Source organism: Nostoc sp. CENA543 (assembly GCF_002896875.1).
Classification (GTDB): domain Bacteria; phylum Cyanobacteriota; class Cyanobacteriia; order Cyanobacteriales; family Nostocaceae; genus Trichormus.
The window spans coordinates 4,704,997-4,730,137 of the sequence record NZ_CP023278.1 but is presented as its reverse complement, the minus strand read 5'-3'; the positions used below and the strand labels follow the sequence as shown (position 1 = coordinate 4,730,137).

General features: G+C 38.9%; 22 protein-coding genes and 1 pseudogene. 13 read left to right on the top strand and 10 right to left on the bottom strand.

Features of this window, described 5'->3' with window-relative positions:
* Nucleotides 1-102: 102 nt before the first annotated feature.
* The 4 genes from sipA to CLI64_RS19660 form a co-directional block, all read right to left on the bottom strand.
* Nucleotides 103-351 (bottom strand): regulatory protein SipA, encoded by a 249-nt coding sequence (sipA, locus tag CLI64_RS19675; protein ID WP_103140802.1) that lies wholly within the window; start codon nucleotides 349-351, stop codon nucleotides 103-105.
* Between the two features lie 251 nt (nucleotides 352-602).
* Nucleotides 603-1,124 carry a Coq4 family protein gene (locus tag CLI64_RS19670; protein WP_225977395.1) on the bottom strand — a complete coding sequence of 174 codons (522 nt, stop codon included), beginning with the start codon at nucleotides 1,122-1,124 and terminating at the stop codon, nucleotides 603-605.
* Between the two features lie 72 nt (nucleotides 1,125-1,196).
* Nucleotides 1,197-1,496: a hypothetical protein gene (locus tag CLI64_RS19665; RefSeq protein ID WP_103138787.1), complete on the bottom strand. Its 300-nt coding sequence runs from the start codon at nucleotides 1,494-1,496 to the stop codon at nucleotides 1,197-1,199.
* A gap of 42 nt (nucleotides 1,497-1,538) precedes the next feature.
* A complete protein-coding gene (locus tag CLI64_RS19660) occupies nucleotides 1,539-2,048 on the bottom strand; it encodes a Spy/CpxP family protein refolding chaperone (protein WP_103138786.1) in 510 nt (169 codons plus the stop codon).
* 192 nt (nucleotides 2,049-2,240) lie between these two features.
* Here CLI64_RS19660 and CLI64_RS19655 point away from each other — a divergent pair, with 192 nt between their 5' ends.
* A complete protein-coding gene (locus CLI64_RS19655) occupies nucleotides 2,241-3,464 on the top strand; it encodes a sensor histidine kinase (protein WP_103138785.1) in 1,224 nt (407 codons plus the stop codon).
* Nucleotides 3,461-4,123, top strand: coding sequence for a response regulator transcription factor (locus CLI64_RS19650; RefSeq protein ID WP_103138784.1), 663 nt, complete (start codon nucleotides 3,461-3,463; stop codon nucleotides 4,121-4,123). The genes CLI64_RS19655 and CLI64_RS19650 overlap by 4 nt, the downstream gene beginning before the upstream one ends.
* A 16-nt stretch (nucleotides 4,124-4,139) precedes the next feature.
* On the opposite strand, the gene CLI64_RS19645 is transcribed toward CLI64_RS19650, so the two are convergent.
* Both CLI64_RS19645 and CLI64_RS19640 read right to left on the bottom strand, forming a co-directional pair.
* The gene (locus CLI64_RS19645) at nucleotides 4,140-4,457 is read right to left on the bottom strand and encodes a hypothetical protein (protein ID WP_103138783.1); all 318 of its coding nucleotides are present in this window, start codon (nucleotides 4,455-4,457) and stop codon (nucleotides 4,140-4,142) included.
* Between the two features lie 15 nt (nucleotides 4,458-4,472).
* Complete coding sequence (locus tag CLI64_RS19640) at nucleotides 4,473-4,898, bottom strand: nucleoside deaminase (RefSeq protein ID WP_103140800.1); 426 nt, start codon at nucleotides 4,896-4,898, stop codon at nucleotides 4,473-4,475.
* A 64-nt stretch (nucleotides 4,899-4,962) separates the two neighbouring features.
* Here CLI64_RS19640 and CLI64_RS19635 point away from each other — a divergent pair, with 64 nt between their 5' ends.
* The 3 genes from CLI64_RS19635 (at nucleotide 4,963) to hisC (ending at nucleotide 7,456) form a co-directional block, all read left to right on the top strand.
* Nucleotides 4,963-5,739 (top strand): ion transporter, encoded by a 777-nt coding sequence (locus CLI64_RS19635; protein ID WP_103138782.1) that lies wholly within the window; start codon nucleotides 4,963-4,965, stop codon nucleotides 5,737-5,739.
* Nucleotides 5,740-6,007: 268 nt separating this feature from the next.
* Nucleotides 6,008-6,247 (top strand): DUF3134 domain-containing protein, encoded by a 240-nt coding sequence (locus tag CLI64_RS19630; RefSeq protein ID WP_103138781.1) that lies wholly within the window; start codon nucleotides 6,008-6,010, stop codon nucleotides 6,245-6,247.
* A 150-nt stretch (nucleotides 6,248-6,397) separates the two neighbouring features.
* Complete coding sequence (gene hisC, locus CLI64_RS19625) at nucleotides 6,398-7,456, top strand: histidinol-phosphate transaminase (protein WP_103140799.1); 1,059 nt, start codon at nucleotides 6,398-6,400, stop codon at nucleotides 7,454-7,456.
* 68 nt (nucleotides 7,457-7,524) lie between these two features.
* Here the strand turns inward: hisC and CLI64_RS19620 are convergent, their stop codons facing one another.
* Nucleotides 7,525-9,369 (bottom strand): bifunctional serine/threonine-protein kinase/formylglycine-generating enzyme family protein, encoded by a 1,845-nt coding sequence (locus tag CLI64_RS19620; protein WP_103138780.1) that lies wholly within the window; start codon nucleotides 9,367-9,369, stop codon nucleotides 7,525-7,527.
* 915 nt (nucleotides 9,370-10,284) lie between these two features.
* Here CLI64_RS19620 and CLI64_RS19615 point away from each other — a divergent pair.
* Together CLI64_RS19615 and CLI64_RS19610 are read left to right on the top strand one after the other, a co-directional pair.
* Entirely contained in the window at nucleotides 10,285-10,902 is a 618-nt protein-coding gene (locus CLI64_RS19615) for a hypothetical protein (protein WP_103138779.1), read from the top strand.
* Nucleotides 10,903-11,138: 236 nt separating this feature from the next.
* The gene (locus CLI64_RS19610) at nucleotides 11,139-11,492 is read left to right on the top strand and encodes a hypothetical protein (protein ID WP_103138778.1); all 354 of its coding nucleotides are present in this window, start codon (nucleotides 11,139-11,141) and stop codon (nucleotides 11,490-11,492) included.
* Nucleotides 11,493-11,819: 327 nt separating this feature from the next.
* Here the strand turns inward: CLI64_RS19610 and CLI64_RS19605 are convergent, their stop codons facing one another.
* Nucleotides 11,820-14,138 carry a tetratricopeptide repeat protein gene (locus CLI64_RS19605; RefSeq protein ID WP_103138777.1) on the bottom strand — a complete coding sequence of 773 codons (2,319 nt, stop codon included), beginning with the start codon at nucleotides 14,136-14,138 and terminating at the stop codon, nucleotides 11,820-11,822.
* A gap of 308 nt (nucleotides 14,139-14,446) precedes the next feature.
* Here CLI64_RS19605 and CLI64_RS19600 point away from each other — a divergent pair, with 308 nt between their 5' ends.
* From CLI64_RS19600 to CLI64_RS19590, 4 genes and pseudogenes are all read left to right on the top strand, one after another.
* Complete coding sequence (locus tag CLI64_RS19600) at nucleotides 14,447-16,024, top strand: iron uptake porin (RefSeq protein ID WP_103138776.1); 1,578 nt, start codon at nucleotides 14,447-14,449, stop codon at nucleotides 16,022-16,024.
* Nucleotides 16,025-16,374: 350 nt separating this feature from the next.
* A pseudogene (locus CLI64_RS32205) lies at nucleotides 16,375-16,479 on the top strand (hypothetical protein); the annotation flags it as partial.
* 27 nt (nucleotides 16,480-16,506) lie between these two features.
* Complete coding sequence (locus tag CLI64_RS19595; RefSeq protein ID WP_157943299.1) at nucleotides 16,507-19,041, top strand: bifunctional serine/threonine-protein kinase/ABC transporter substrate-binding protein; 2,535 nt, start codon at nucleotides 16,507-16,509, stop codon at nucleotides 19,039-19,041.
* A 9-nt stretch (nucleotides 19,042-19,050) separates the two neighbouring features.
* Nucleotides 19,051-20,616 carry an AAA family ATPase gene (locus CLI64_RS19590; RefSeq protein ID WP_103138774.1) on the top strand — a complete coding sequence of 522 codons (1,566 nt, stop codon included), beginning with the start codon at nucleotides 19,051-19,053 and terminating at the stop codon, nucleotides 20,614-20,616.
* Nucleotides 20,617-20,664: 48 nt separating this feature from the next.
* Here the strand turns inward: CLI64_RS19590 and CLI64_RS19585 are convergent, their stop codons facing one another.
* Entirely contained in the window at nucleotides 20,665-21,465 is an 801-nt protein-coding gene (locus tag CLI64_RS19585) for an ABC transporter permease (protein ID WP_192881564.1), read from the bottom strand.
* A gap of 522 nt (nucleotides 21,466-21,987) precedes the next feature.
* On the opposite strand from CLI64_RS19585, the gene CLI64_RS19580 reads away from it, so the two are divergent.
* Both CLI64_RS19580 and dusB read left to right on the top strand, forming a co-directional pair.
* Complete coding sequence (locus CLI64_RS19580; RefSeq protein WP_103138772.1) at nucleotides 21,988-23,064, top strand: glycosyltransferase family 4 protein; 1,077 nt, start codon at nucleotides 21,988-21,990, stop codon at nucleotides 23,062-23,064.
* A 227-nt stretch (nucleotides 23,065-23,291) separates the two neighbouring features.
* On the top strand, nucleotides 23,292-24,344 hold the full coding sequence (gene dusB / locus CLI64_RS19575) for a tRNA dihydrouridine synthase DusB (RefSeq protein WP_103140798.1): 1,053 nt from the start codon (nucleotides 23,292-23,294) through the stop codon (nucleotides 24,342-24,344).
* A gap of 152 nt (nucleotides 24,345-24,496) precedes the next feature.
* On the opposite strand, the gene CLI64_RS19570 is transcribed toward dusB, so the two are convergent.
* Nucleotides 24,497-25,111, bottom strand: a complete 615-nt coding sequence (locus CLI64_RS19570) for a heme-copper oxidase subunit III (protein ID WP_103138771.1) — start codon at nucleotides 25,109-25,111, stop codon at nucleotides 24,497-24,499.
* Between the last annotated feature and the right edge of the window lie 30 nt (nucleotides 25,112-25,141).

Here is a 25,141-nt window from a genome sequence, read left to right as displayed (position 1 = left end):
ACTTTACATAAGTTTACATTCTTGCTCAGAACTGTAGGTATATTTAAGTGCTTCTTACTTTTAGTTCTTTAAAGACGCGATTGATCGCGTCCTCAATCAATTTCAACTTTCAGCCTCATTGCTGGCTGGCGGCTTGTCTATACTTTCAATGTATTGACTATCTAAAAGAAAAGCTCCCTTAGCAAAGCGAATACCCCAATAGCCGCCGGGGCGACGGTCAAGAACTATACCCTCTTCACCTATATGAATGACATCAGGGGGACGTAGCATAGGCATGGGGTCGGCGGTTTTGACATAGGGGGGTAATGCTATGACTCGGACTTTACTACCAATGATAAATTCTTCAGACATACGAAAAGAGCTAGGAGTTTTAAACCACTCATAGCTCATTACTTTCAACTTTACTAGAGGTGTGACGGAAGATTTTGTGATGTTGGGAGTTATACTAAATTGGGGTAAGTAGTATGGTTTCGAGATTTGGGAATAGGCTAATAATCTAGGTTTTCAATCCAAAATCCAAAATCCAAAATCCAAAATTGGTATTAGGTAATGGGAAAGGGGAGGGAACATTTCCCCGTTCCCGTTCTTCTGCAAGAAGTCTGTTAATTGGGAGTTATGACAAATATTTTTTGGACTTCAGCTAAAGGTAAATGCCAAAGCAGTTCGGGTTGCCAGGTATCGGGGTCAAATTGAGACTGACAACCACGTTGATAAGCTCGCCATAGTCTATCCCAGCTAAATTGTTGAAGATAGTTGAGATTGCGGTGAATGACACGTAATAGTCCTAGTCCTAACAACATATTGGCTAGTTGTAATTTAGCTCCCAACAGAAATGCTTGTAATTCTGCTTCATTAATGGGGTCTGTACCGTAGCCTGTGAGGACATGAACGCCGTCATGAAGTTGTTTGCGTCGGGGGCCAGTGGTGAAGGGTGGGATTTGATGAGTGTCGAGAAAATCAGCCCAACTTCTGCCAAAAGTACCTGGAGGAAGCGATCGCAATTGTTCTATATTCACAATTGCTGGGACATCTTTTCCTGTGGCTGCGGTGACGCGATCAATTAAATCTAAAAATTTCTGTAGATTAGGCGTAGGATTAGAAGTATCAGCAAGAGGTTGCATCATAATTTTTTAATTAAGTCTTGTTTAATTCAGTCAGATGGGTAATTTCCCATCTTGACTAAGTATTAGTGGTGATTAATTGTGTTTGTAGCGATAAATAGTGCGAGATATATTATTTTCTCGACGATTTAATTGTCTACGCTCCCTAACTGTTAAGCCTCTGCCACTGTGTATGTAACGTCTTCTAGTAGCATCAACTGCGGCTTCTCGACGTTGTAAATTCCGCAGTTCGACTGGAGTGATAGAACCGTTTCTAACACCGTTGTAAATACGTTGTTCCTGATTCACTTCACGACGATAAACTTCGCCAGCAGAAGCAATTGTTGGTAGAAAAATAACGCTAGCACATACAGCAGCAGCAATTAAGCGTTTCATGCCAATATCCTGGTTGAATGGGAGAGTATGTTGGATATAGAACTAGTTACTATTTTGTTGACGACGTTGTTGCCAACGCTCACGACGACTAGCTTTGAGTTCTTGTAGTTTGGTGCGTTGTTCTGGGGTTAAAACTGCTTCCATTTGTTTTTTAGACTCTTCTCTAATCGCTCTGAGTCTGGCTTTTTGGTCATCGGTCAAATTCAATTCCGCCATTTTCTTTCCGCGACGCGCTCCCGCTTCGGGACGTTGACCAGTTTGGCCTTGCGCTCGGCGTGCTTGTCTTTCCTGGCGTGCTGCTTCTAGCTTGGCTTTTTGTTCTGGGGTGAAGACTGCTTCCATTTGAGTTCGAGCATTTTCCCGAATTTGTCTAATTCTGGTTTGTTGCTCTTGTGTGAGTCCTAAAGCTTCCCAGGGGCCTTTTTTACCTGCTTGGGCAATTTGAAATGCAGAGGCTGGAGTGTTTTGAGCTTGGACAACAAAGGGAGTTGCAGTTGCGGTTAAAGTAAGAGCGATCGCGCCAGCTAACAGAGATAATGATTTAAGTTGCATTGATAACCTCATGTAATTTTGTGGTTGGTATGCGACTATCTTATGAACTCAAATCAACTATCCACATGAGGAGAAAGTCACGAATCTACCCATGACTTTAGTCATAGTTTAACTATGATTAAGGTGACTGGTGATACTCGTATAAATCGGGTATATGTGGGGAGAGCAGGCTATTAATTTTTTATTTTGATTATGAGCCGTCCTATTCAAATTAATAATCATCCTTTTCGCTTTTTACTGTATTTGGAATGGATATTACTAGCACTTTCCGTTCTTATACTAGTTTTGCCCTATTCCTCACCACGAGCTGCTAGTAGATTCCCTGAGTTAGCCGTTTTGAATCTGATTATTTTCGGTTTGATGGGTCTGAGATTACCTACTAGTAATAATGTCGTTAAAATTATTTATACAGCCTGTGGATTAAGTTTAATTTTTATCACTAGTTTATTCGGCGGTAGACCTGATCGCCCATTTCCGTTTCTCTATATGATTTTAGTAATTCGTAGCTGTTTAATGTTCCAATTACCTGGAAGATTATCAGTTACATTTGTCTCATTTTCTTTATTTTTAATTACTTTAATATATCGCATACCCCATGCTTCTCGACGTAATCCTTTTATACCACCAGCAGCACCGGAAAGGGTAATATTTTTTACGTTGAGTTTGGCTTTATTGTCTGGCTTAAGTTTAGTGTTTGTCTTAATGTTAATGAATACAGTATTATCAGAACGCCAAAGTCGAGAAGATTTAGCGATCGCTAATGAAAAACTCAGGCAATATGCCCTCCGAATTGAAAATCAAGCTACCTTAGAAGAACGCAATCGCATCGCACGGGAAATTCATGATTCATTGGGTCATTCTTTGACAGCTTTAAATCTACAATTAGAGACGGCTTTAAAACTTTATCAAGCTAATCCAGATAAAGCCTATAGTTTTTTATCCAAGGCGAAAGAGTTGGGTTCTAAAGCTTTACAGGATGTGCGACAGTCGGTTTCCACGATGCGTTCGCAGCCATTACAAGATAAAACTTTAGCAGAGGCAATTAATAATTTAGCTGAAGATTTTCAAAAGACAAATAATATTATTCTCAATTGTCAAATTGATATTGAATATGCTTTTGCTAGTGAATTTAATACTGCGATTTACCGGATTATTCAAGAATCATTAACGAATATTTCTAAACACGCTAACGCCACAGAAGTCAATATCAATGCTGCTATCCATAGGGGTAGTTTATATATTACGATTCAAGATAATGGTAGGGGGTTTGATTTAGAACAAAACACTACAGGATTTGGCTTACAAAGTATGCGCGATCGCGCTTTATCTTTAGGTGGTCAATTTACTATTAACAGTGCCTTTGGTTGTGGTTGTCAAATCACTGTTGAGATTCCGTTAACTAGGTTAATTAAATGATTAAAGTATTATTAGTTGATGACCAGAGTTTAATTCGTCAAGGCTTAAGAGTTTTATTAGAACTAGAACCTGATTTAGAAATTGTCGGAGAAGCAGAAAATGGCGAAATAGCCTTGAATCTCATTGCTCAATTAGAACCTGATGTGGTATTAATGGACATGAGAATGCCCATTATGGATGGAGTTGCAGCTACTAAAGAAATTCAAAAGCGTTTTCAGGGAGTGAAAGTTTTAGTGCTGACAACTTTTGATGATGAGGAGTATGTCAAAGCCGCCTTACAATATGGGGCAATGGGTTATTTACTCAAAGATACACCTTCAGAAGAATTAGCCGTGGCTGTGCGTGCAGTGCAGAGGGGATATACACAATTAGGCCCAGGAATTATCAAAAAACTGTTAACAGAATTTCAACCGCCTGCACCCAATCAAACACCAAATATTCCGCCCAGTTTAGCAGAACTCACACCCAGAGAAAAGGAAGTTTTATTATTAATTGCCACAGGTGCAAATAATCGAGAAATAGCTCAACAGCTTTATATTTCTGAAGGCACAGTCAAAAATCATGTAACTAATATTTTAAATCGCTTGCACTTGCGCGATCGCACTCAAGCCGCTATTATTGCCAATACCTATTTATCTTATCTCAACAATTCCATTTAAACTGGCACTAATAAAATTATTCTTGTCTTAATGCCGCCATAACTTGTGGTGTAATATCTCTACCACCACTGAGGTTAGTAAACAAACATTGAATCGTGTAAATTATCCCCCAAGGTATACCCCACCAACCTAAAAAGAATGAAATCAGGTTAAACTTCAGACCTTTCATAAAAGTGTTTTCGCCTGATTTCACTAAATAGATTTCCGAACTACGTTTAAATGTTAATATGACTATAGAAATACAATAGAGGAACACAACAAATTTAGCACCATTCGCTAATTCTTGATTTAATTCTTCTACTGTCATATTATCTATGCCGATAATTTTAGACATTCATCCCCCATAAATTTAAGTGAATAATTTCAAACATTCCTGGCGTAATACGCCTTTAGTCACTCTGATATTACTAAATGACTTAGCAATTACCTCTTCACAAGAAATATTAATTTGTGACTGATTAATAGCAATTAAATCTGCAATTGAAACACCATAGATAATTTCTGATACTCCACTCCATACACAGGCTGCTGCACACATAGGACAGGGTTCACCAGTGGTGTATATGCTATAACCTTCTAAGGAAAAGTTATTGATTTGATTCGCTAAACGGCGAATCACATTAATTTCTGCATGAGCAGAAGGATCGCAATCTCTAGCAACAGTATTGTGTGCTAGTGCTACCACTTGATTATCTTTAACCATCACCGCGCCATAAGGTGCATCCCCCTTTTTGGCTTCTGCAATTGCTACACTCATAAAATATTCTTGGTTCATCTTAGCTTGGTGATTCAGGCAAATAATCAGTAAAAATACCATATTCCCAGACTGGTAATGAAATATGTTACTGACTAGAAAACAAACAGAATTTTACTTAACAGACTTAGAAACGCCTATTGGTAAAGCCGTTAATTTAGCGATCGCGGCTTTAGTTTTAATCTCATCAGGAATTTTTGTTGCTCAGACATATAATCTACCTGGAGATATCCGCTTACAGTTAGATGTTGTAGATAAGATTATCTTGATAATTTTTGCTGTAGAGTATATTCTGCGTTTGTGGAGTGCAGAAAATAAAATTAATTACATTTTTAGTTTCTACGCAATTATTGATTTGTTGGCGATTTTACCGTTCTTTATTGGTTTAGTAGATATTAGTTTTATTCGCTTATTGCGCTGGTTTAGAATTTTGCGCTTAATTAGATTTATAGATAAAAAATTTTTATTTAGCAATCTCAGCACAGCAGACAGCATAATTTCCATTCGCATATTATTTACATTATTTGCGATTATTTTTGTCTATTCCGGCTTAATTTATCAGGTAGAGCATCCCGTCAACCCCCAAGTTTACGGAACTTTTTTAGATGCTTTTTACTTCTCCGTCGTCACTATGACTACTGTCGGATTTGGTGATGTTACGCCAATTTCGGAACTAGGAAGATTATTGACAGTTTTGATGATTTTGACAGGAGTTACTCTAATTCCTTGGCAAGTGGGAGATTTAATTAAAGGTTTGGTAAAAACTGCTAATCAAGTGCAAACAAGTTGTTTGGGTTGTGGTTTAGCATTTCACGATAAAGATGCAGATTTTTGTAAAAGATGTGGAGCTAAATTGCCTTAATTGGGGACTGGGGACTGGGAAGATGGGGAAGTGTGGGGAGTGTGGGGAGAGAGGGGAAAGATTTCTTCCCTATCCTCCCACACTTCCTGCTTGCCCAATGCCCTATGCCCTTATACGGATTGAGTAGCTTTTGTTTAAGAGGGCGATAAGACAAATATCACTCATCAGAGGGAAGTCTTAGCTACTCCCAGAATCACACTAGTAAGAAAGAACAATTGTTTTGTCTAAGTTTTTAGAGAAAGCAAAGATGCTTTGGGAGTACAGAAAAATGGTAAAACAATCTAACCCAGCTATTCACGAAGAACCACGTTATCAACCAGCACCAATAATTCCTCTGAAACAGGAGGAATCTTTAATTGATTGGTTGCAAAATAGTGGTCGATTAATTTCTTCCTCAACTATTGATTATTCTTACCAAGAGGAAGGAGATGAAGAAGATTACGTGGAAGAACTTGTAGATAGCTTTGACTTTGAGGCGGAAGAAGTCGATGATTTAGAAGAAGATTAGGTATCTTACGAGTTGTGAGTGCTGAATAACGTAGGTGGTGGACAACAACAACTAGCGATCGCCCATGTTTTAATAAGACGTGTAGGGCTACAGGGTAAGACTGACGTATTATTACCCAATGCCCCATACTCATTTTTATTAAAACCGTTTATGTCTAACTACTTTCGCGCCAATGTTGAGGCGATGGCTAGCTATGTGCCTGGTGAACAGCCGCCACGGGGTACACAAGTTATTAAACTCAACAGTAACGAAAACCCCTATCCCCCCTCACCGCAAGCATTAGAAGCACTGAAAAATATTGATGGGGAATGGTTGCGGCGTTATCCAGAACCCTTTGGCGGACAATTTCGCCAAGCCGTTAGCCAGGTTTTAGGCGTTCCCGGTGATTGGGTAATTGTGGGTAATGGTAGCGATGAAGTTTTAAGTATAGTGATTCGCGCCTGTGCTGAACCTGGACGCAAAGTGGTTTATCCTATGCCGACCTATGTGTTATATCGCACCTTAACTGAGATGCAAGCGGCGGATATTCTAGAGATTCCCTATGCAGAAGACTACACTTTACCCATTGCTGACTTAATCGCCGCAGATGGGGTTGTAACATTTATTGCATCACCCAACAGTCCCTCTGGTCACGTTGTACCGAAAGCAGACTTGCGAAAACTAGCGAGTAATTTGTCTGGAGTGTTAGTCATTGATGAAGCCTACGCAGACTTTGCTGATGAGAATGCTTTAGATGTGGTGCAAGAATTTGACAACGTGATGGTAATTAGAACCCTATCGAAAGGTTATTCTTTAGCAGGGTTACGCTTAGGTTTTGGGATAGCTAACCCCCAATTATTAGCAGGATTATTTAAGGTCAAAGATAGCTATAACATTGATGCGATCGCCTGTACAGTTGGAACAGCAGCCATAATTGACCAAGCCTATAAAAACGAGTGTATTGTCAAAATCACAGCCTCACGCCACAAGTTAGCCAACGACTTAAAGCAATTAGGTTTTCGCGTCTGGGATTCTCAAACCAACTTTTTACTAGTCCAACCTCCCCAAAACAACGCCGAATACATCTATCAACAACTCAAAGCGCAAAACATTCTAATTCGCTATTTCAAACAACCAGGCTTAGATGATAAATTACGCATAACCGTTGGTACTGATGAGCAGAATCAAATATTGGTAGAGGCGATTCAGGGATTGGGGATTGGGGACTAGGGACTAGGGATTGGGGACTGGGCGACAAGGTAGACAAGGTAGATTTTACCTCAATGCCCAATGCCTAATTAACCAACAACAACTCTAAACCCACAAATCCTTAATCCCCCGTCTGACTCATTCCAACTGCGGCTAGCACTGCGACATAGTTCTGCACCAAAATTCCACGAACCACCGCGCAAAACTCGCCGATAGATATCCCCGCCTTCTTCCCACACACTCCCATCTGTGGGTGCGCCTTGATAATTGTTGTGCCAAGGATCAGCGCACCATTCCCACACTAGCCCGTGCATATCGTACAATCCAAAGGCGTTGGCTACCCGAAAACTACCGACATCTGTTGTTTCTTTGCGGGGGCGGTTTTTGGCTTCTTTGTCGGTGTTGTCGCTACTGCTGTAGTTAACTAAGTCAGGGGTAATAGTTTCGCCAAAGTGGAAGGATGTGGTAGTCCCGGCGCGACAGGCGTATTCCCATTCCGCTTCACTGGGTAAACGGTATTCTCGTCCAGTTTTTTGGGATAATCTGGCACAAAATTCTACCGCTTCATGCCAAGAGACGTTTTCTACTGGTCGATGATAACCCCTAAATTTAGAGGGATAGGGGTTGAGGGGTTGGTTGATTTTGGGTAAAGCAGCAACAGCCCGCCATTGGGCTTGGGTGATGGGATACTTACCCATGAAAAAAGGTGCGATCGCAACTTGATGTTGTGGGCGTTCGTCAGCGTCGCCTTCAAAGTTAGGCGAACCCATCCTAAATTCACCCCCAGGAATTTCTACCATTTCTAGGGTGATATCTTTGCTGATTTCTTCGACAAAAAATTGGGTAGTATGGCGATCGCGATTCACTACACGTCCCCCAGTATCTACCGTCACTACCTCAAATTCACAACTTTGTAAGGATGGTAGTGGCAGCTTAGTTTTTTGTAAACTTGGCTGTAATGGTACTAGTGTCGGTTGGTTGACTAATAATATTTGTGTTTCCACATCAGGGATAGTGGTATTTTTTAAATCCTCTAACGCTTCCCTGGCTGATTGATATCTTTCACTAGGTAAATGTTGAATTAATTTATCTAAAACTTTGCTTAAATTATCACTAACGAAAATACCTTTCTTTTCTAAATAATCTCGCCATAGCCATTTAGCATTCATTGGGTCATAAAGACCATCATCGATATTGCCATAAAGATTCTGTATCGGCAAACATTGCGTTAATAGCCGCACACAAGTCACACCCAAAGCATATAAATCACTACCAGGACAAGCAAACCCTGCCATCTGTTCTGTCGGAGCATAACCAAGGGTATAAATTACAGTTGCTTGTCGAGCCACACTAGTTTGTGTAACTTGTTTAGCACCACCAAAATCTATTAATACTAATTTGCCATCACCATCACGACGAATAATATTTTCCGGCTTAATATCGCGGTGTATAACATTACAAGAATGAATAAAATCTAAAACAGGCAATAAATCAAATAAAACCTGACGAATTTGTGCCTCGTTAAAAGGATTTTTGAACAATTCCTGTAACAAAGTTAACCCAGGAATAAATTCCTGCACTAAATATAAGCTTGAACCTTGTTCAAAGTAAGCCAATAATCTAGGAATTTGGTTATGATTTTCCCCTAGTTCATATAATCTAAAAGCCTCATCCTTAAAGAATTCGGCGGCTTTAGTTCGTTGTCCCGTTCCGCGAATTTGGGGGAAGAATTGCTTAATCACACAAGGCGCGTTCAGCCTGTCTACATCTTCAGCCGCGTAAGTTTTACTAAATCCACCTTCACCTAATAGCCGCAACACACGATAACGGTTTCTCAGCAATTGGCCAAAACTGCTTTGCCCGCAAGTCATGCAAAATTTATTGCCATCAGGGTTGAATGGATTTGAGCAATTGGGATTTTGGCAAATTTGCATAATGAGGAGAGGGTAGCATCTTGTCCAAAGTTAGCCCCAATATTATGAAATTGGAAACTGATATTGAAACAAATAAGATTCTTCAGGCACTTGATATCTATACTGTAAGTAAAAGATACATACCAAGTAGATTTATTTGTTACTTTTAACTGACTACTATTGAGATTAGCAATCATATTCTCACGAATAAATTAATAATATAATTCAGCTATTTAACTTGTCAACAGTATTTTTTAGTAGTGAGAATTAATCAAGTTTTACTCAATATATATGGTTGAGTTTTCAGGACAAAAAATAAAATTTAGGATTATTTTAATTTTTTGCTTAATGTTTAATAAATTGATAATTATGATACAAATTAAATACATATGAATCCGACTTGATTATTGAAATTACTTACATAGGTAGGGAACAGGGAAAAGGAAATAAGAGTGTACCTAGCTCCTCATAAATCAAATACGATTCCTATAGCGTTTCCTAGGGGAATTCCAGATAAAAAAATATCCAAACTGTAGGGTGCGTCAGTGCGAGAAAACCTAACTATACCAAGAGGTTATTCATACTGACGCACCCTACTAAGCTGAACCGTATTGGTTTATTTGGGATAATTTATTTTTTGGTGTTCTCTAGTCGGCTGAGGTAGGAAATTATCCACGTATCCTGCGGAAAGCAAGATATATCTGTGTTAATCTGCGTTTAACTATTGTCGCGTGTACTTCACTAGGGTAAGAAAGGCTATATCTGATGAACTGATCAGTAAATGATCAGTTGATTGTGAGCCTAGCGCAGTCAGTAATTCTTCTATAGGCTAAATCTTGTGCAGGTGCAATTCACCAATACTCAATGAGTCATGTACGCATAAAAAGGAGTTGCACAGCAAGATATAGAGTTAACCCAGACAAGAGGATCTAGGTTATGTCACCTACCCCAAACCTTCCCAAAGGCAACACTTCCAAGAACACCGCCATAATAGTAGCAGCGTTACTGAACATTGGAATACAGAACGCAGCGACAGCATCAGTTAAACCACCCACTTCCGCAAACGAGACGGTAAATCAACCGATATTGCAACAGTCTAATTTCATAGCTCAACAAAGACTAGTGAATTCAGTTGGAGGTTGCAGCGTGATTATACCGAAGGAAGTAACAACCAATGAAGTTGACAAACTATTAGCTTACAGCTCGACTACCCGCACTTCCTACTTAGTGACCTTCAAAGATTTTCCCATCGCAGGTCAATTAAACCTTGTGGAAAAGAGACAAATGCTAGCGATCGCACTCAAAGAGGGTTTAGGACTTAGCGGTGTCATAGTCAGAAGCACCGACTATGAAATTGACGGACACCCTGGTTTAGAAATTTTGATGAGGCACGGCGACGGAACCAGGGGACAGTATCGCGCCTTTGTAGTTAATCAAAGAGTTTTCTTCTTGGGTGCTGTCACTACAAATCAATTTACCCAAGAGTCCAGCGATTTTTTTGCATCCTTCCGCATTTATCCTGACATCATCCGTTCCTCATCTGAGATTCATTAATTCCAGTGATTGTTAAGAAATAACTCGCGAATAGTATTCAATAGTCAGTCATCTCTGCGGCTAAAACTCTTGTTATTTCTAGATAATCAAGGTTTCAGTTGGCTTTGTCAATGCTTATTTAAATATACGGTTTAACCAAATTGAACCGTATATACATCACACCCCTATTAATAGCCTTTGTAGAGATGTTGTTATGCGATATCTCTCAAACCTAGTAGCCACAGTGAATTAAGTTTATGAATATCAAAGTGCATTCTATACCCACTGCATCTTCCGACAATATACAGCAGCAATTAAGGTACAAACAATTCTTATTATTAGGTCAAAAATATCCAGGTATGAGATTAGTACCTACTCAAGAAATTGATGCTGTTCTACACACAAACATGACTAATACAAATAGTAAAACACTATTCAACACTCTCATAAAGCACATTCCAGAATTTGGTATGGGAGGAGCAGAAGAATATTTAGAATGGCAATTAATTTTCGCCCAAACGAAAGCACTATTCGAGCAAACATTTGGCAAAGGCTCTATGGGTGATTCTCCTCCAGCCTGCTGTGAAATTCTGATTCACCCACTGGTATAGTCTTGCTTCTGTTATTATGCCTCTTGCGAAAATTCATAATTCTATGGCTTTAAATTTCCCCCTTACCTACTAGAGAAGGGGGTTAGGGGGTTAGGTTTTGCATGAACTTTTTCCAATAACGTGAAAGTACATCTTGTTAACTTTAATAATAAAAACCACCGAACTTTTAAAGATTCGGTAGTTATTCTCGATAACCATAAAATTTAGTAACTTCCAGAAAATCAACTATCCAATTTACGAGAGAAGATATTGTTATTTTTCCCCCTGCTCCCTGCCCCCTGCCTCCCTGCCTACACAGTGATAGTATATTTTTAAGTCGTAAGCCCCCTATGTATCTGCATCTAATGTTCGCAGCCAATTTTGTGTCTCATCAATTTCCTTAGACATTCCCAATTTTTCAAAATTTTCTATAGCCTTATTTGACCATTCCTTAGCCTCTAACAACTGACCTTTAGCGATGGACAAAGAAGATAATGAACGTTGACAAAATGCTGTGCGAATTTTATCTTGATTGGCTTCAGCTACGCGCAGTCCTTCTTTAAGTAACCGTTCAGCTTCATCTAATTTCTCTTGTCTGATGGCAATTTCCGCTAACCAATTTTGAGTACAAAAAATGGCACGTACCCATTGAATTTGTTGCGCTAGTTCTAGAGTTTGGTGAAAAGTGATTTTAGCTTGTTCGTATTGTCTACTTTTAAAGAGAATTTCCCCTTGATAATACTGAAGTTGGACTAATTGGCGCGATCGCTCTTTTTCCCCTAACTCTGTCTGTTCTAATAATTCCCTGGTTTGATTAAGCCATGTCTGCGCTGCTTCAAAATTTTGCTGTTGAATTCGCAACACAGCGATATTTCTCGCCAAGCATAGCCTAAACACAGGGGTTTGATGGTGACGTAATTCCCACGCCTTGCTATATAACTCATCGGCTTCTGCTAAATGTTCCAGCCTGCCCAAAGATGTAAGAGTAACGGCGCGATCGCTCATCACTTTAGCTGTTACCGGCCAGTCTCCCCGTTGTTCTGAGGCGGGAATTAACCAGGCTGTCCACATCAGGCGATCGCCCCAATATCGCAAGCGGCTTTCTTTTCTACCCATCGCATGGGTGTAAGCTTCCAGATTTTGCCAAAACTGCCACATTTGAGCATATCGACCCTGAACCATACACCACTCAATCACAACTTGTAAATTTTGCCACTCCTCTTCTAAACCATCAAACTTTCCTTGCCAACTTTGAGCATCCTGTCCAGCGTAAATTGCTGAAAAATTTAAATACCAATGAATCGACCTCTCCCTTACCTCCCACTCAAAATCAGGATATGCCTGGAGTTCAGCTAAAGCATACTCACGGGTCAGTGGTAGCATACTATAACGATTATTCTCCTGTCTGACTAAGGACAAACTTCTTAATCGCGCTAAGTCTGCATTGATTGCACAGAGATTTACATCTGGAACTGCAACTTGCACCAAGGCATCTTGCAAAGCTGGCATAGGAAATAGTGCCAGTGCCATCAGTAACTTATGGGATGCTTTTCCGGTCAGTGGTTTGACGGAATTTTCAAAACAAAAACGCGCAACATCTCCTCTCAAATCCGATATTTTTCCTAACACTTCTTGAATAGGATAGCCATTAGCTAATTGACCAATAGAATAATTAATTGCTACTGGAATTCCTCCAGTAGATTTACATAGAGTTTGACTGTCTTTTTCACTCAAAGAAACACCCTTTTCTTGCGCCTCATACTGAATTAAACGCAGTGCATCTGATTCTGGCATTGATGTTAAGCGCACAGGTACAAATACAATTTGTTCACGGGTAGTAATCACCGCTTTCACTGTTGGTGGTAATTCATGCAAAAATGCTAATACATCCTGTTGATTTTCCACCGTTTCTAAATTATCCACAATGAGCAATGTACGCTGATGAGATAACGCCTCTTTAATTAAATCTAATTGCTCTTCAAAACTCACCCCTGTAATATCTAACTCATCTACTTGGCGCGCAATCTGCCGAAAAATATCTTGCAAAGTCCTCTTAGGAGCTAAACTTTGCAATAAACCTGAATGAATCAGATAATATTCTTTAGCAGACGTAAAAATAATAGTATCAAAGGTAGGCATCCCTAAAAAAGATTCTTGCCTTTCACTAGCTTGTAAACAGCGATAAGCCGCTTCTAAAACTAGAGTTGTTTTCCCTACACCACCAATACCATCCACACTAATCAAATGCGCCGGATGCTCATATGAAAGTAATTCCAAAAGGCGAGTAATTTCTTCCTCTCTGCCTACAAATGTAGAGCAACTTCGAGCTGGTAAGTTTTGACGTACTTTTTTCTGAGCAGTAGGTGGTTCATATGATGAATTAACGATATCTAGAGGCTCATTTAAGCATCTTTGTAATGTCGCAGTTACTGTATTAATGCGAATTCTCTGCCCTGTAGCTGCTGATAACAAGTTCCATAATTTCGGGCAAAATATGCGCTGTACAGTGCCTTCAGTATATCCAGTGTACTGAATCTCCCTGAGCCGCTTGCCCTGCAAAACCTGTTCTAAGATAGACCTCTGCACATCATTTAAAGGTTCGTCAGTGTGAGATAAAACTAAATTATTTGCCACTTCTATCAGAGCCAATATCTGTTCCTCATTCATATGTCTAACATCAATAATTACTTGTAGTGAGCTTAACTTAAATTCTTCTCAAAAATGAACTATTGAATAAACTGAAATTCAAGTTGAATATCTTGAATTTCAATTATTAAAAATAAAATAAAAAACTAGTATCTACCTACACAAAGGATTTAAAATCTGTTATTTTTGAATAAAAAATACAGTTAAGCACATTACCGTTCATGATTTATGAGTTGAAATTTCTGTTAGCGGTAAAGCCTGATGTCCCATAATTCATCCCCAATGAATTGGGAGTTTTTATTAAAGAAAACTACTACTAGACTCAAGAAATGTTGAATTATCTTATAGCTCCTCTGACCTTCATGGCCACTGGATTGATTTTGCTGTTAATTCCATTGACAAAAGTCAACGCCGTAGAATCATCTCAAAATCTCCTTCCAGAAGTTGATCAGTATACTCAACTAGATGCTACACCAATCACTCCAGTTAATGAACTTTCTGATGTACAACCAACTGATTGGGCTTTCCAGGCTTTGCAGTCTCTAGTTGAACGTTACGGTTGTCTTGCGGGATATCCCAATGGCACTTTTCAAGGAAATCGAGCCATGACTCGCTTTGAGTTTGCAGCCGCATTCAACGCTTGTTTAGACAAAATTAATCAAAGTCTGAATGCTGAGACAGCAAATGCAGCTACTCAAGAAGATTTGATGAGGGTGCAGAGGCTACAGGAGCAATTCGCCACAGAACTTGCAACTGTACGCGGTAGAGTGGACGCTGTAGAAATAGTTACCCAAAAGCTAGAACAACAACAGTTTTCTACAACCACAAAACTTGAGGGACAAATCATAGTTGCAGCCGCAGATGCTTTTGGCGACGCTAGCCGTAGTGGCAATGGCGATGACAGTAATCTGACATTTTCTAGTCGAGCGCGCATTAACTTTATTACCAGTTTTACTGGAAAAGATAGGTTGCTTTTACGAATGCAAGCCAGTAATGTAGTTAACCCCATTGCATCTGGGAATGAGGCACGTTTAAGTTTTCAATCTGGTAGTGATACCAATAATAATGTCTTAATCAGTAAGCTGGAATATCGTTTTCTCGTAGGTGAGAAAATCCAAGTTTTCGTCGGTACTGGTTTTAATACTTACTTTGATGATGCAGATGTAATTAATCCTTTGCAAAGCGATGCCTATGGTACTGTGTCACGTTTCGGCCGATATAGTACACTTTACCGCTTGGGTGGAGACACTGGTGTAGGTGTAACTTTTACGCCCAATAAGAATTTCACAGCCCAATTTTTCTATCTAGCTGGTAATGCCAACAACCCCAGCAGGGGCTTATTTGACAGTAAATACGGTGCTTTGGGTCAACTCATATGGTATCCCAACTCAGAAGACAAAGCCACCAAAATAGCCTTTACCTACGTCAATGCCTACAGCGAAAATGGTCTAGGACATAACACTGGCAGTTTAGCCTCTAACCTGAACGATAGGAAAGTTTCCTCCAATTCCTATGGTATTGAAGCGAATTTCAAAATCCGTGACGGTTTTCAACTTGGTGGATGGGTGGGTTACATCAACGCACGGGCTTTAACTGGAGATGTCAAAGGCGATGCTGATATTTGGAATTGGGCTGTAACTCTAGCCTTTCCTGATTTGGGTAAACAAGGAAATTTAGGCGGGATCATCGTAGGGATGCAGCCTAAATTGACTGGTTCTTCTGCACAATTATCAGGCTTACCCCGTCATGATCCCGATACAGGATTTCACATTGAAGCGTTTTATCGGTATCAAATCAATGACAGAATCAGTATTACTCCTGGTGTAATTTGGTTGACAGCACCAAATCACAACGAACAAAACGGTGACATTTTTCTAGGAGTGATTCGGACAACTTTTAGGATCTGAGCTTGATTGTGCAAGCCACCTGACTGTATGCAAGCAGTCAGGTGACAAAATTATCAATTTTTATTTACTTAGAGTTTATTACCATTTGCAAAAAACATGATCAATACTATGTTACAAAATCGTGAACTGTACTAGAATTATTACTTAAGTAATTTTTCTTAAAAAGTGGGTGGAGCAGTCGTTGTAATTCTTAATAGCCTACAGCAAAACTTCCATGTACATAATTTTGCTACTAGTATTCCCACTACCATAAAAATCATCAAATAGATCCCTGACTTTTCAAAGAAGGCGGGGATCTAAACCTATCTAAACTGCTAAATTTAATATTTTTTATTATTCAGGAGAATGCAGTGTTTAACTCCAGCAATTTTGAAAGTCAATCAATCAACGTTTATTGTACTCGTCCAGGTTGTGAAAAACCTAAAAATACTATTTCCCCTGAACAGATAAACGCTGGTGCTGCTAACTGCACTCACTGTGGAATGCCATTAATTTTACAGGGACATTTTGTCGCCATAGAATTATTAGGTGAAGGTGGATTTGGTTGGACTTTTCGAGGAAAAGATATATATGAGGAATTTGCAGATAATACAAGAGTAATTAAACTGCTAAAACTTCCCCATGCACAACCTCAAGCAACACAGAATCGCATCCGCATCATGTTTCAGAATGAAGCAAAAATTTTGAATCAATTAATACATGAAAGGATTCCCCGATACTTCGCTTCTTTTACCACAGAAGTTGAGTCAAAAACAGGTCTTGTGGAGAGATATTATTATTTAGTACAAGGATATATTGAAGGTCAAAATTTAGATCAAGAACTTGAACAGAAAAAATGCTTTTCTGAAGATGAGGTTATAGATATTCTCAGGGAAATTTTAAACATACTAAAATACATTCATAACTATGACCGTCCTCAAGGAGCTATACATAGAGATATTAAACCTGCCAATATCATGCGTTATAGTCAGAATCAAAAGCTATATCTCATAGATTTTGGTGCGGTAAAACAGATAGCACAAGGACTTCCTGTAGAAACCACATCCATAGTCTTAGATAGAAATTTTGCCCCACCTGAACAATTTTATGGCGATCAATTATTTTACGCATCAGATTTATATGCTTTGGCTGCAACCTGTCTGTGTTTGTTAACAGGGAATAGAAATCCTAATCAATTACTTAAAGAATCAGACATAACAGATATTTTGAAAGTGCAACAAGTGCGTAATCAGCATTTTGCTACAGCTTTAGAATTAATGCTCAAACATAAAGTAAAAGACCGTCCTCAATCTGCTCAAGAAGTTATAGATATTCTGGATGGTAGAAAACAATCTCAGGTTGTGAATTTTTTTAATCATTTAAAAAATTATATTAGTGATATTACTAATTTTATTAAACGTCGAGTGCCAATTAAGTGGGCAACTTTGGCTTTGTTAAGTTTTGTGATAGTAGTTTCCGCATATCCCCCTATAGTAAAAATATTAGAACCAAAACCCATAAATGCAGAATCATTTATAGAGTTAATGGTTTCACAGCAAAATGAAAATGCTAAATATTTTAGTAGGGGAGAAGAATCTTTAATTCCTGAACTTAATCATAACGCTGCTTGTCAAGATGTATATCAAGCGAAACAGGATGGAATGGCAGCTTTTAAAGAAGCGAGTGAAACTGGTGATCAAGCAACATTTGAAAAAGCCAGACAGAAATTCACAGAATCTATTCAAAAATCTCTGGCTAATCAGAATTGTATCCCTGATCCTGAGGCAAGAATTCAAGAATACAATGCTATAGTCGCTCAAACTAATTTAGCTCGTCAAGGAAGACTTCCTACAATTGTCGTTGCGAATGATGTAGAAAGAATAGCATTTAATAATGCAGAATACAACAAAAACAAGTCTATTATTGGACTAGAAATATTGCGCGGTGTAGCCCAAGCCTTGGATGAATTAGATAAAAATAATCCCTTGTTTCAAATTTTGCTAGCCAATTATACAGTAGAAAATTCAAATGCAATAGCTAGAGACATTGCTAATCAAACAATTCCAGAACCAGGAAATTATTTCAATCAAAGTAAAATATTAGGTGTCATTGGTGGATATACAAGCAAATACATTAAGGAAGTAGGAGATATTTATGGTGGTAATAAAATCGTTCTAATTGCATCTACGAGTACAGCATTTAGAGAGTATTGGGATAGGCAAAATCAACAATTAAATAAATATGTCTTCCGTACAGCTTCTAATGATTCTATTGCTTCTGAAGATTTAGCTAATTACATCAAAAAAGATCATGCAGCAAAGAAAACATTAATTGTTTATAACAGTAATGATGAATACAGTGATTCACTTCAGGGAGAATTAGTACGTCAATTAGGTACTAATCCTCGCCCTAAGTTGTGTAACTTAACTCCTAATGGTAATACTCAAACTGCAACATCAAGGGAGGAAAATAATTGTATTGAAAGAGTCACTAAAGAGGACATAGGTGTACTGGTTTTATTTCCGTCATCAAATTATCTCAGATCCGCCGCAGGAATCGCTAGAAGAGTGAAAACTAATAACCCAGAAATTCAACTGATAGGAGGAGATGTTGTATATGACAAAGAAACATTAAATCTTCTACAATCTTCGGCTGAAGGTATGGTAATTGCCGTCTGTTCTCATGCAAGCCTGGCTAATGCAGATTTCCAAAATAAAGCTAGCAATTTTTGGAGAACACGTTATGTTAGTTGGAGAACCATGACTTCTTATGATGCAGCAAAAGTATTTTCTAAAGCGGTGGAAACATCAAATCTAAAAGGCTTGGATCAAGATGGTGAAAACATATATAAAATATTAACCGATCGCCAAAACAAATTTTCAGTGAAAGGTGCAAACACAAATGTCACATTTGATATTAATGGCGATCGCGAAAAAATTACAGGGGTTGGTGTTTTAGTAAAAGTTAATAGAAATAATACCACAAGTGACGAATATAACTTTGATTTACTCGAAAAACCACAACGAAATAATCCATAATTATAACCTATGCCTCGTCTAACTCTTAAAGCATCTATGTTTGGCAAGCAACGTATCAAAGAAGCGCGAATTAAAAAAATTGCCGAATTCAGAGAAAAAGAAGGAAATATTGATATGGATGAAATATTTTTAAGAGAAGCAAGTAAAATATTAGAACCCGATAAAGAATGGGGAAATTCCGAAGATAAATACGCTGTTAGTTTACCGACTTGGACGCGTTTTCGACAAGCAAAAACGCGGATTGATGCAGATTTTTTTAAGAAGTTTTGTCAGGTTTTAGAATTAAATTGGGAAGAAATCGCAGAAAGTGAAATGGATGCCAATACAGATTTGAGTGAAGCACCAGCACTGACTAAATTTTATGGACGTAAACAAGAATTAAACGAACTTCAGCAATTAGTAAAACGCTGTCGATTAGTTTTACTCTATGGCATGGGGGGTGTGGGAAAAAGTGCTTTAGTTCGTCAGTTAGTAGATAGAGTTACTAAACAATATCATCGTTTAATTTGGTTGTCTCTACAATCATCTCCTCCATTTCCAGAAACTATAAGTCAGCTTGTACAATTCTTTTCTAAAGGTGAAAGAGAAACTGGTAACTTGAGTGACGTTATTCAGGAATTGCAACGTCAAAAATGCCTGATGGTGATAGATTACTGGGATGAAATTATTGATAATAGTCGTGAAGATTGCACACAATATTATCAATTCCTGGAGAAAATTCATAAAACACAGCATCAAAGTTGTGTTGTGGTAATCAGTAGAAGAAAACCTCAAAATGTTGAACTAGAGGGTAAATTCGTTGAATCTAGAAGATTACAGTCACTAAGGGATGATGAAATTAGAGAATTCATCAAAGCAGAGGGTTTGTTTGGTTCAGTGGAAGAAATACAAAGATTTAGCAGACTCTATAACAATTCTTGGATACTCAAGAGAATCATCCAAATAATTCAAACTGTCTTTAATGGGGAAATATCACCATTTATGAATAATGGTGAATCTACAACTTTTATGGATGAAGCGACTACTGATTTTTTAAATCAGCAATTTCAAAAACTTTCACAAATGGAAGTAAATCTGATGTATTGTGTGGCTATCAGACGCAATACCGTTTCGTGGAATCAACTAGTACAAGACAGTAAAGCATTTCTGCGACAGCACCAACTAATTGAGTATGTTAATAGTTTAATTAGCCAGCATTCTTTACTATATAAAAATACAGAGGAAGAGCCATTAATTTATGCACTAGAGCCAGTGATTTTGAAGTATACCACCGAGAGATTTGTTGAGCAGGTATATCAACAGATTATCGAAGTGATGAATAAGGGTGTAATTTCTGGCAATGAATTGTTTATTACCCACCAATTCATTACAGAACATCCCATAGACGAAGAATTGCATCGAGAACAAATGCGAAGAATTGTGCAACGTATTCAACAGATATTATTGCATAATTTTAAAAGTCAGCAGCATCTGGAAACTCAACTCAGAAATATCGAATCCCTTTTGGAAGAACAAGGGTATGACGCTAGAAACATCTTATATTTGCTGGCAGCTTGTGAGGTTTGTATGAATTGATTCATTAGATACCCGATTGATTGAAGAATCGGGTATCTGATTTAATCATCAATTCTTATCTCCCAAGGCACGAATTGATTCGGCGATTAAAGCCACGATCGCAGAAGCTACAATCAATAACATACTCAAAGCATTAATATCAGGTTCAACCCCCCTTTTAATCCGGCTAAAAATTTCCATTGGTAGGGTATTGTAACCACTACCAGCAGTAAAACTAGAGATGAGAAAATCATCTAAACTTAAGACAAATGCTAGTAAGCAACCTGCAACAATTCCTGGCATTAATTGGGGTAGTAAGACTCTAATAAAAGCTTGTACAGGTGTCGCGCCTAAATCTAATGCGGCTTCTTCTAGGTGGGGATCTAAATTGGTGAGTCGGGAAGAAACCACCAAACCAACATAGGCTAGACAAAATACTACATGAGCCGCCACAATTGTCCATAAGCTCAAAGGTATAGCAAAGGCTGCTAGAAAGACTAGAGTGGCAACTGCGATCGCAATATCAGGAATAATTAACGGTAGGTACGAAATACCCTGATATAACTTCTTCCCAAAGAACTGATAACGTGCCAACCCTACCGCCATTAATGTTCCTAACACCGCAGATATACTGACTGCACATAAGGCAACGATTAAACTGTTCTTTAACGCAGAGAGGATGCGATCGTCACTGAGTAGTTTAATATACCATTTAATGGTGAATCCTTGCCAATTAGCACTATAGGGCGACTGGTTGAAACTATAAAACCCTAGTACCATAATCGGCAGGTACATAAACACATACATGAGTATGGAGAAAACCGCTTGCCATGAGACAAGCGGTTTTTTGTGAGATTGAGAGATATTCACGTTTTTATTATTTTATTTATAGGAGTACGAGTATAAAATATATTCTACGCCATAGCAAACGTCAACAGACTAATTTGACTGGATTATATCTGTGATAGTCAATAGTCACGCCACTGAATTAGTTGATATTTTCCCATGCAACTTTTATATAGAGTAGCCTAAATGGGTAATGGGAAATTAAATACCCATTTGATTGCAGAAGTCGAGTCTCTAGGAAAAATATAAGTTATGCCAAAATTTTTGGGAATTTTGGCAATAAATACTGTGGTTATTAAATCCATTAAAGCTTAATATGCACTCATTAGACTATCAATTATAAGTTAAAATCATGTTTGAGGAATAGGGAAATTTCCCTACAAAGATAGACAAGTAATCAAGAAGAAAACGCCTAGAATCTATGAGTGCTTAATTATAAAATTGGTGTTAAAAAATAGTTTCTAGAGTAGATATATCAATGAAAAACACTCTTGAAACAACCAACAAACACACCTAATTCCAATCTCAGTTTTTAGGAGGTTTGTGATGCGAATTGCTCAAGTAGCCCCATTATGGGAGAGAGTACCGCCGCCAGCTTATGGAGGTATTGAGCTAGTAGTGGGTTTATTAACCGATGAATTAGTCCGGCGTGGACATGAGGTCACACTGTTTGCATCGGGAGATTCTATCAGTTTAGCAAAGCTAGTATCAGTTCATCCCTGTGCGCTAAGACTTGATTCTAAAGTCAAGGAATATAGCATTTATGAAATGCTACAACTAGGTTCAGTGTATGAACGTGCAGATGAGTTTGATCTGATTCACTCACATATGGGTTGTGCGTCATTACCTTATGCCAAACTAGTCAAAACTCCCACAGTTCATACACTGCATGGCATTTTCACTTCTGATAATCAAAAAATGTTTCAATATGCCAAAAATCAGCCTTTTGTAAGTATTTCTGATTCTCAAAGAGAACTCTCATTAGGACTGAATTATGTGGCAACAGTTTACAACGGCATTGATGTTAATAGTTATAATTTTTATCCCCAACCAGATGAACCGCCATATTTAGCATTTTTAGGTCGGATTTCTCCAGAAAAAGGCCCTCATTTAGCCATTGAAATTGCCAAAAAAGCTGGTTGGCGATTAAAAATGGCTGGTAAGGTAGATGTTGTGGATGTCGAATATTTTGAGAAAGAAATTAAACCTCTCATTGATGGCCAGCAGATAGAGTATTTAGGAGAAGCTAACCATATACAAAAAAATGCTCTCATGGGTGGTGCAGTTGCGACATTATTCCCGATAACTTGGCGAGAACCTTTTGGTTTAGTAATGGTGGAATCAATGGCTTCAGGGACACCAGTTATTGCTATGAAACTGGGTTCTACCACAGAAGTCATTGACCACGGTAAAACCGGTTTTCTGTGCAGTAATGTTGAAGAGTGTATCCACGCAATTGACAAAGTTGCAGATTTAGATCGTTTTTACTGTCGGGAATATGTTCACAACCGTTTTAGTTTGCAAGCAATGACTGATGGCTATGAAGAAGTTTATCGGCAAATTTTGCAAGAGAAATTTGCTAGTAATGGGCATATCCGCAGTATGGCTGGGTTGAAGAATTAGGGATTGGGGGCTGGGGATTGGGATCAAATCTACCTTGTCTACCTCATCCCAAAACTCAGTCCCCAATCTCTACTCCCTGGGCTTTACTCAGGTAATTGAGATAGATTGCTGCGCCAGATGATAAACTTGTATAATCGCTGGCGTGAACTGTGCATAAAACATTTAGAGAAGCCATATCCCAGCAGTCTTTTAACCCAGTCCCTATTCCCCAGTCCCCAGTCCCTCACATGGTTACTCTGTCTCCCAGTCTGCAAGCTAGACTCTCCCAACCCCTGAAAATTGGCTCATTTGCCGTCAAAAGTCGAGTTCTGCAATCACCTTTATCTGGGGTGACAGATATGGTTTTTCGTCGGTTGGTGCGTCGCTATGCACCAGATTCCATGATGTACACCGAAATGGTGAACGCTACAGGGTTACACTACGTCAAGCAACTACCCAAAATCATGGAAGTAGACCCCAACGAACGCCCAATTAGCATTCAGTTATTTGACTGTCGCCCTGATTTTCTGGCTGAAGCCGCTATCAAAGCTGTAGCAGAAGGTGCGGATACAGTTGATATTAATATGGGTTGTCCGGTAAATAAAATTACTAAAAATGGTGGCGGTTCTTCACTGTTGCGACAGCCGGAAGTCGCAGAAGCTATCGTGCGAGAAGTTGTCAAAGCTGTTGATGTCCCAGTGACAGTCAAAACCCGCATTGGCTGGAATGACAAAGAAATCACTATCCTTGATTTTGCCAAGCGTATGGAAGACGCAGGTGCAGAAATGATCACTGTGCATGGACGCACCCGCGCACAGGGGTACAATGGCAATGCACGCTGGGAATGGATAGCCCGTGTCAAAGAAACACTTTCCATCCCAGTCATTGGTAATGGTGATATCTTCTCAGTGGAAGCGGCTGTCAAATGCTTAGAGGAGACTGGCGCAGATGGTGTGATGTGTTCCCGTGGGACTTTGGGTTATCCCTTTTTGGTTGGAGAAATCGACCACTTCCTCAAGACTGGCGAATTATTACCAGCACCAACTCCCATGCAACGCCTCGAATGTGCCAGAGATCATTTACAGGCTTTATGGGAATATAAAGGCGATCGCGGTGTACGTCAAGCCCGTAAACATATGACTTGGTACGCTAAAGGTTTTGTTGGTGCGGCTGAATTACGGGGACAATTAAGCGTCATTGAAACCGTCCAGCAAGGTTTAGACTTAATCGATAAAGCCATTGAGCATTTAACTCAGGGTTATGAACCAATGGAAGAAGCGGAGAATTTTCAAGTCGCCTAAGTAATTTTACAAATCATTGTGAGCCAATTACAGCGTTTTGTTCAAGACCAAATAACCGATAATAAAACCAAAATTTGCAAAATAATTGGCTAATAGCCCATTTTCTTGCTATTAGCCACAAAATCGGTATTCGGCTACAGGATTAATCTGTTTTACTGCCAAATGTAAAGCATGATAAACAAAACAATCCAAATCACATCGACGAAGTGCCAAAACAAAGAAGTAGCATTGACACCAAAGTGACCGTTGTCGTAATTTCCTGGAACAAAAGAGCGCAACAGCACGATTAACTGCAATATAATTCCAGTCAAAACGTGCAAACCGTGGAAACCCGTCAGCAGGTAGAACATCCCGCCAAATGTACCGGAAGTAAAACCAAACTCTAAATTGCTCCATTCAATGGCCTGTCCTACCAAAAAGTAGCCACCCATAACCATTGTTGTAGTCAAGAAAATACGGAACATCCGTAAATCGTGGCGTTTGAGGGCGACTTCTGCCAGATAAATCACAAAACTACTAGCAACCAACACCACAGTATTAATTGCTGGTTCTTTAACTTCTAACCCAGAAATGCCAGGTGGTAGCCAATTAGGGGTAGAGAGTTTATAGACAATATAGCCAGCGAAAAAACTCAAGAAAATGACACTTTCAGACAATAAGAACACAATAAAACCGAACATTTTATTGCCTTCTTCGTCGTGGCCGTGTTCGCCGCCTGCATGATGCGACGATTGTTGTAAATCATCGGGAACAATATAGCTATCCATCGGTGCAATTATGAGTTGTGTACTGTAAGT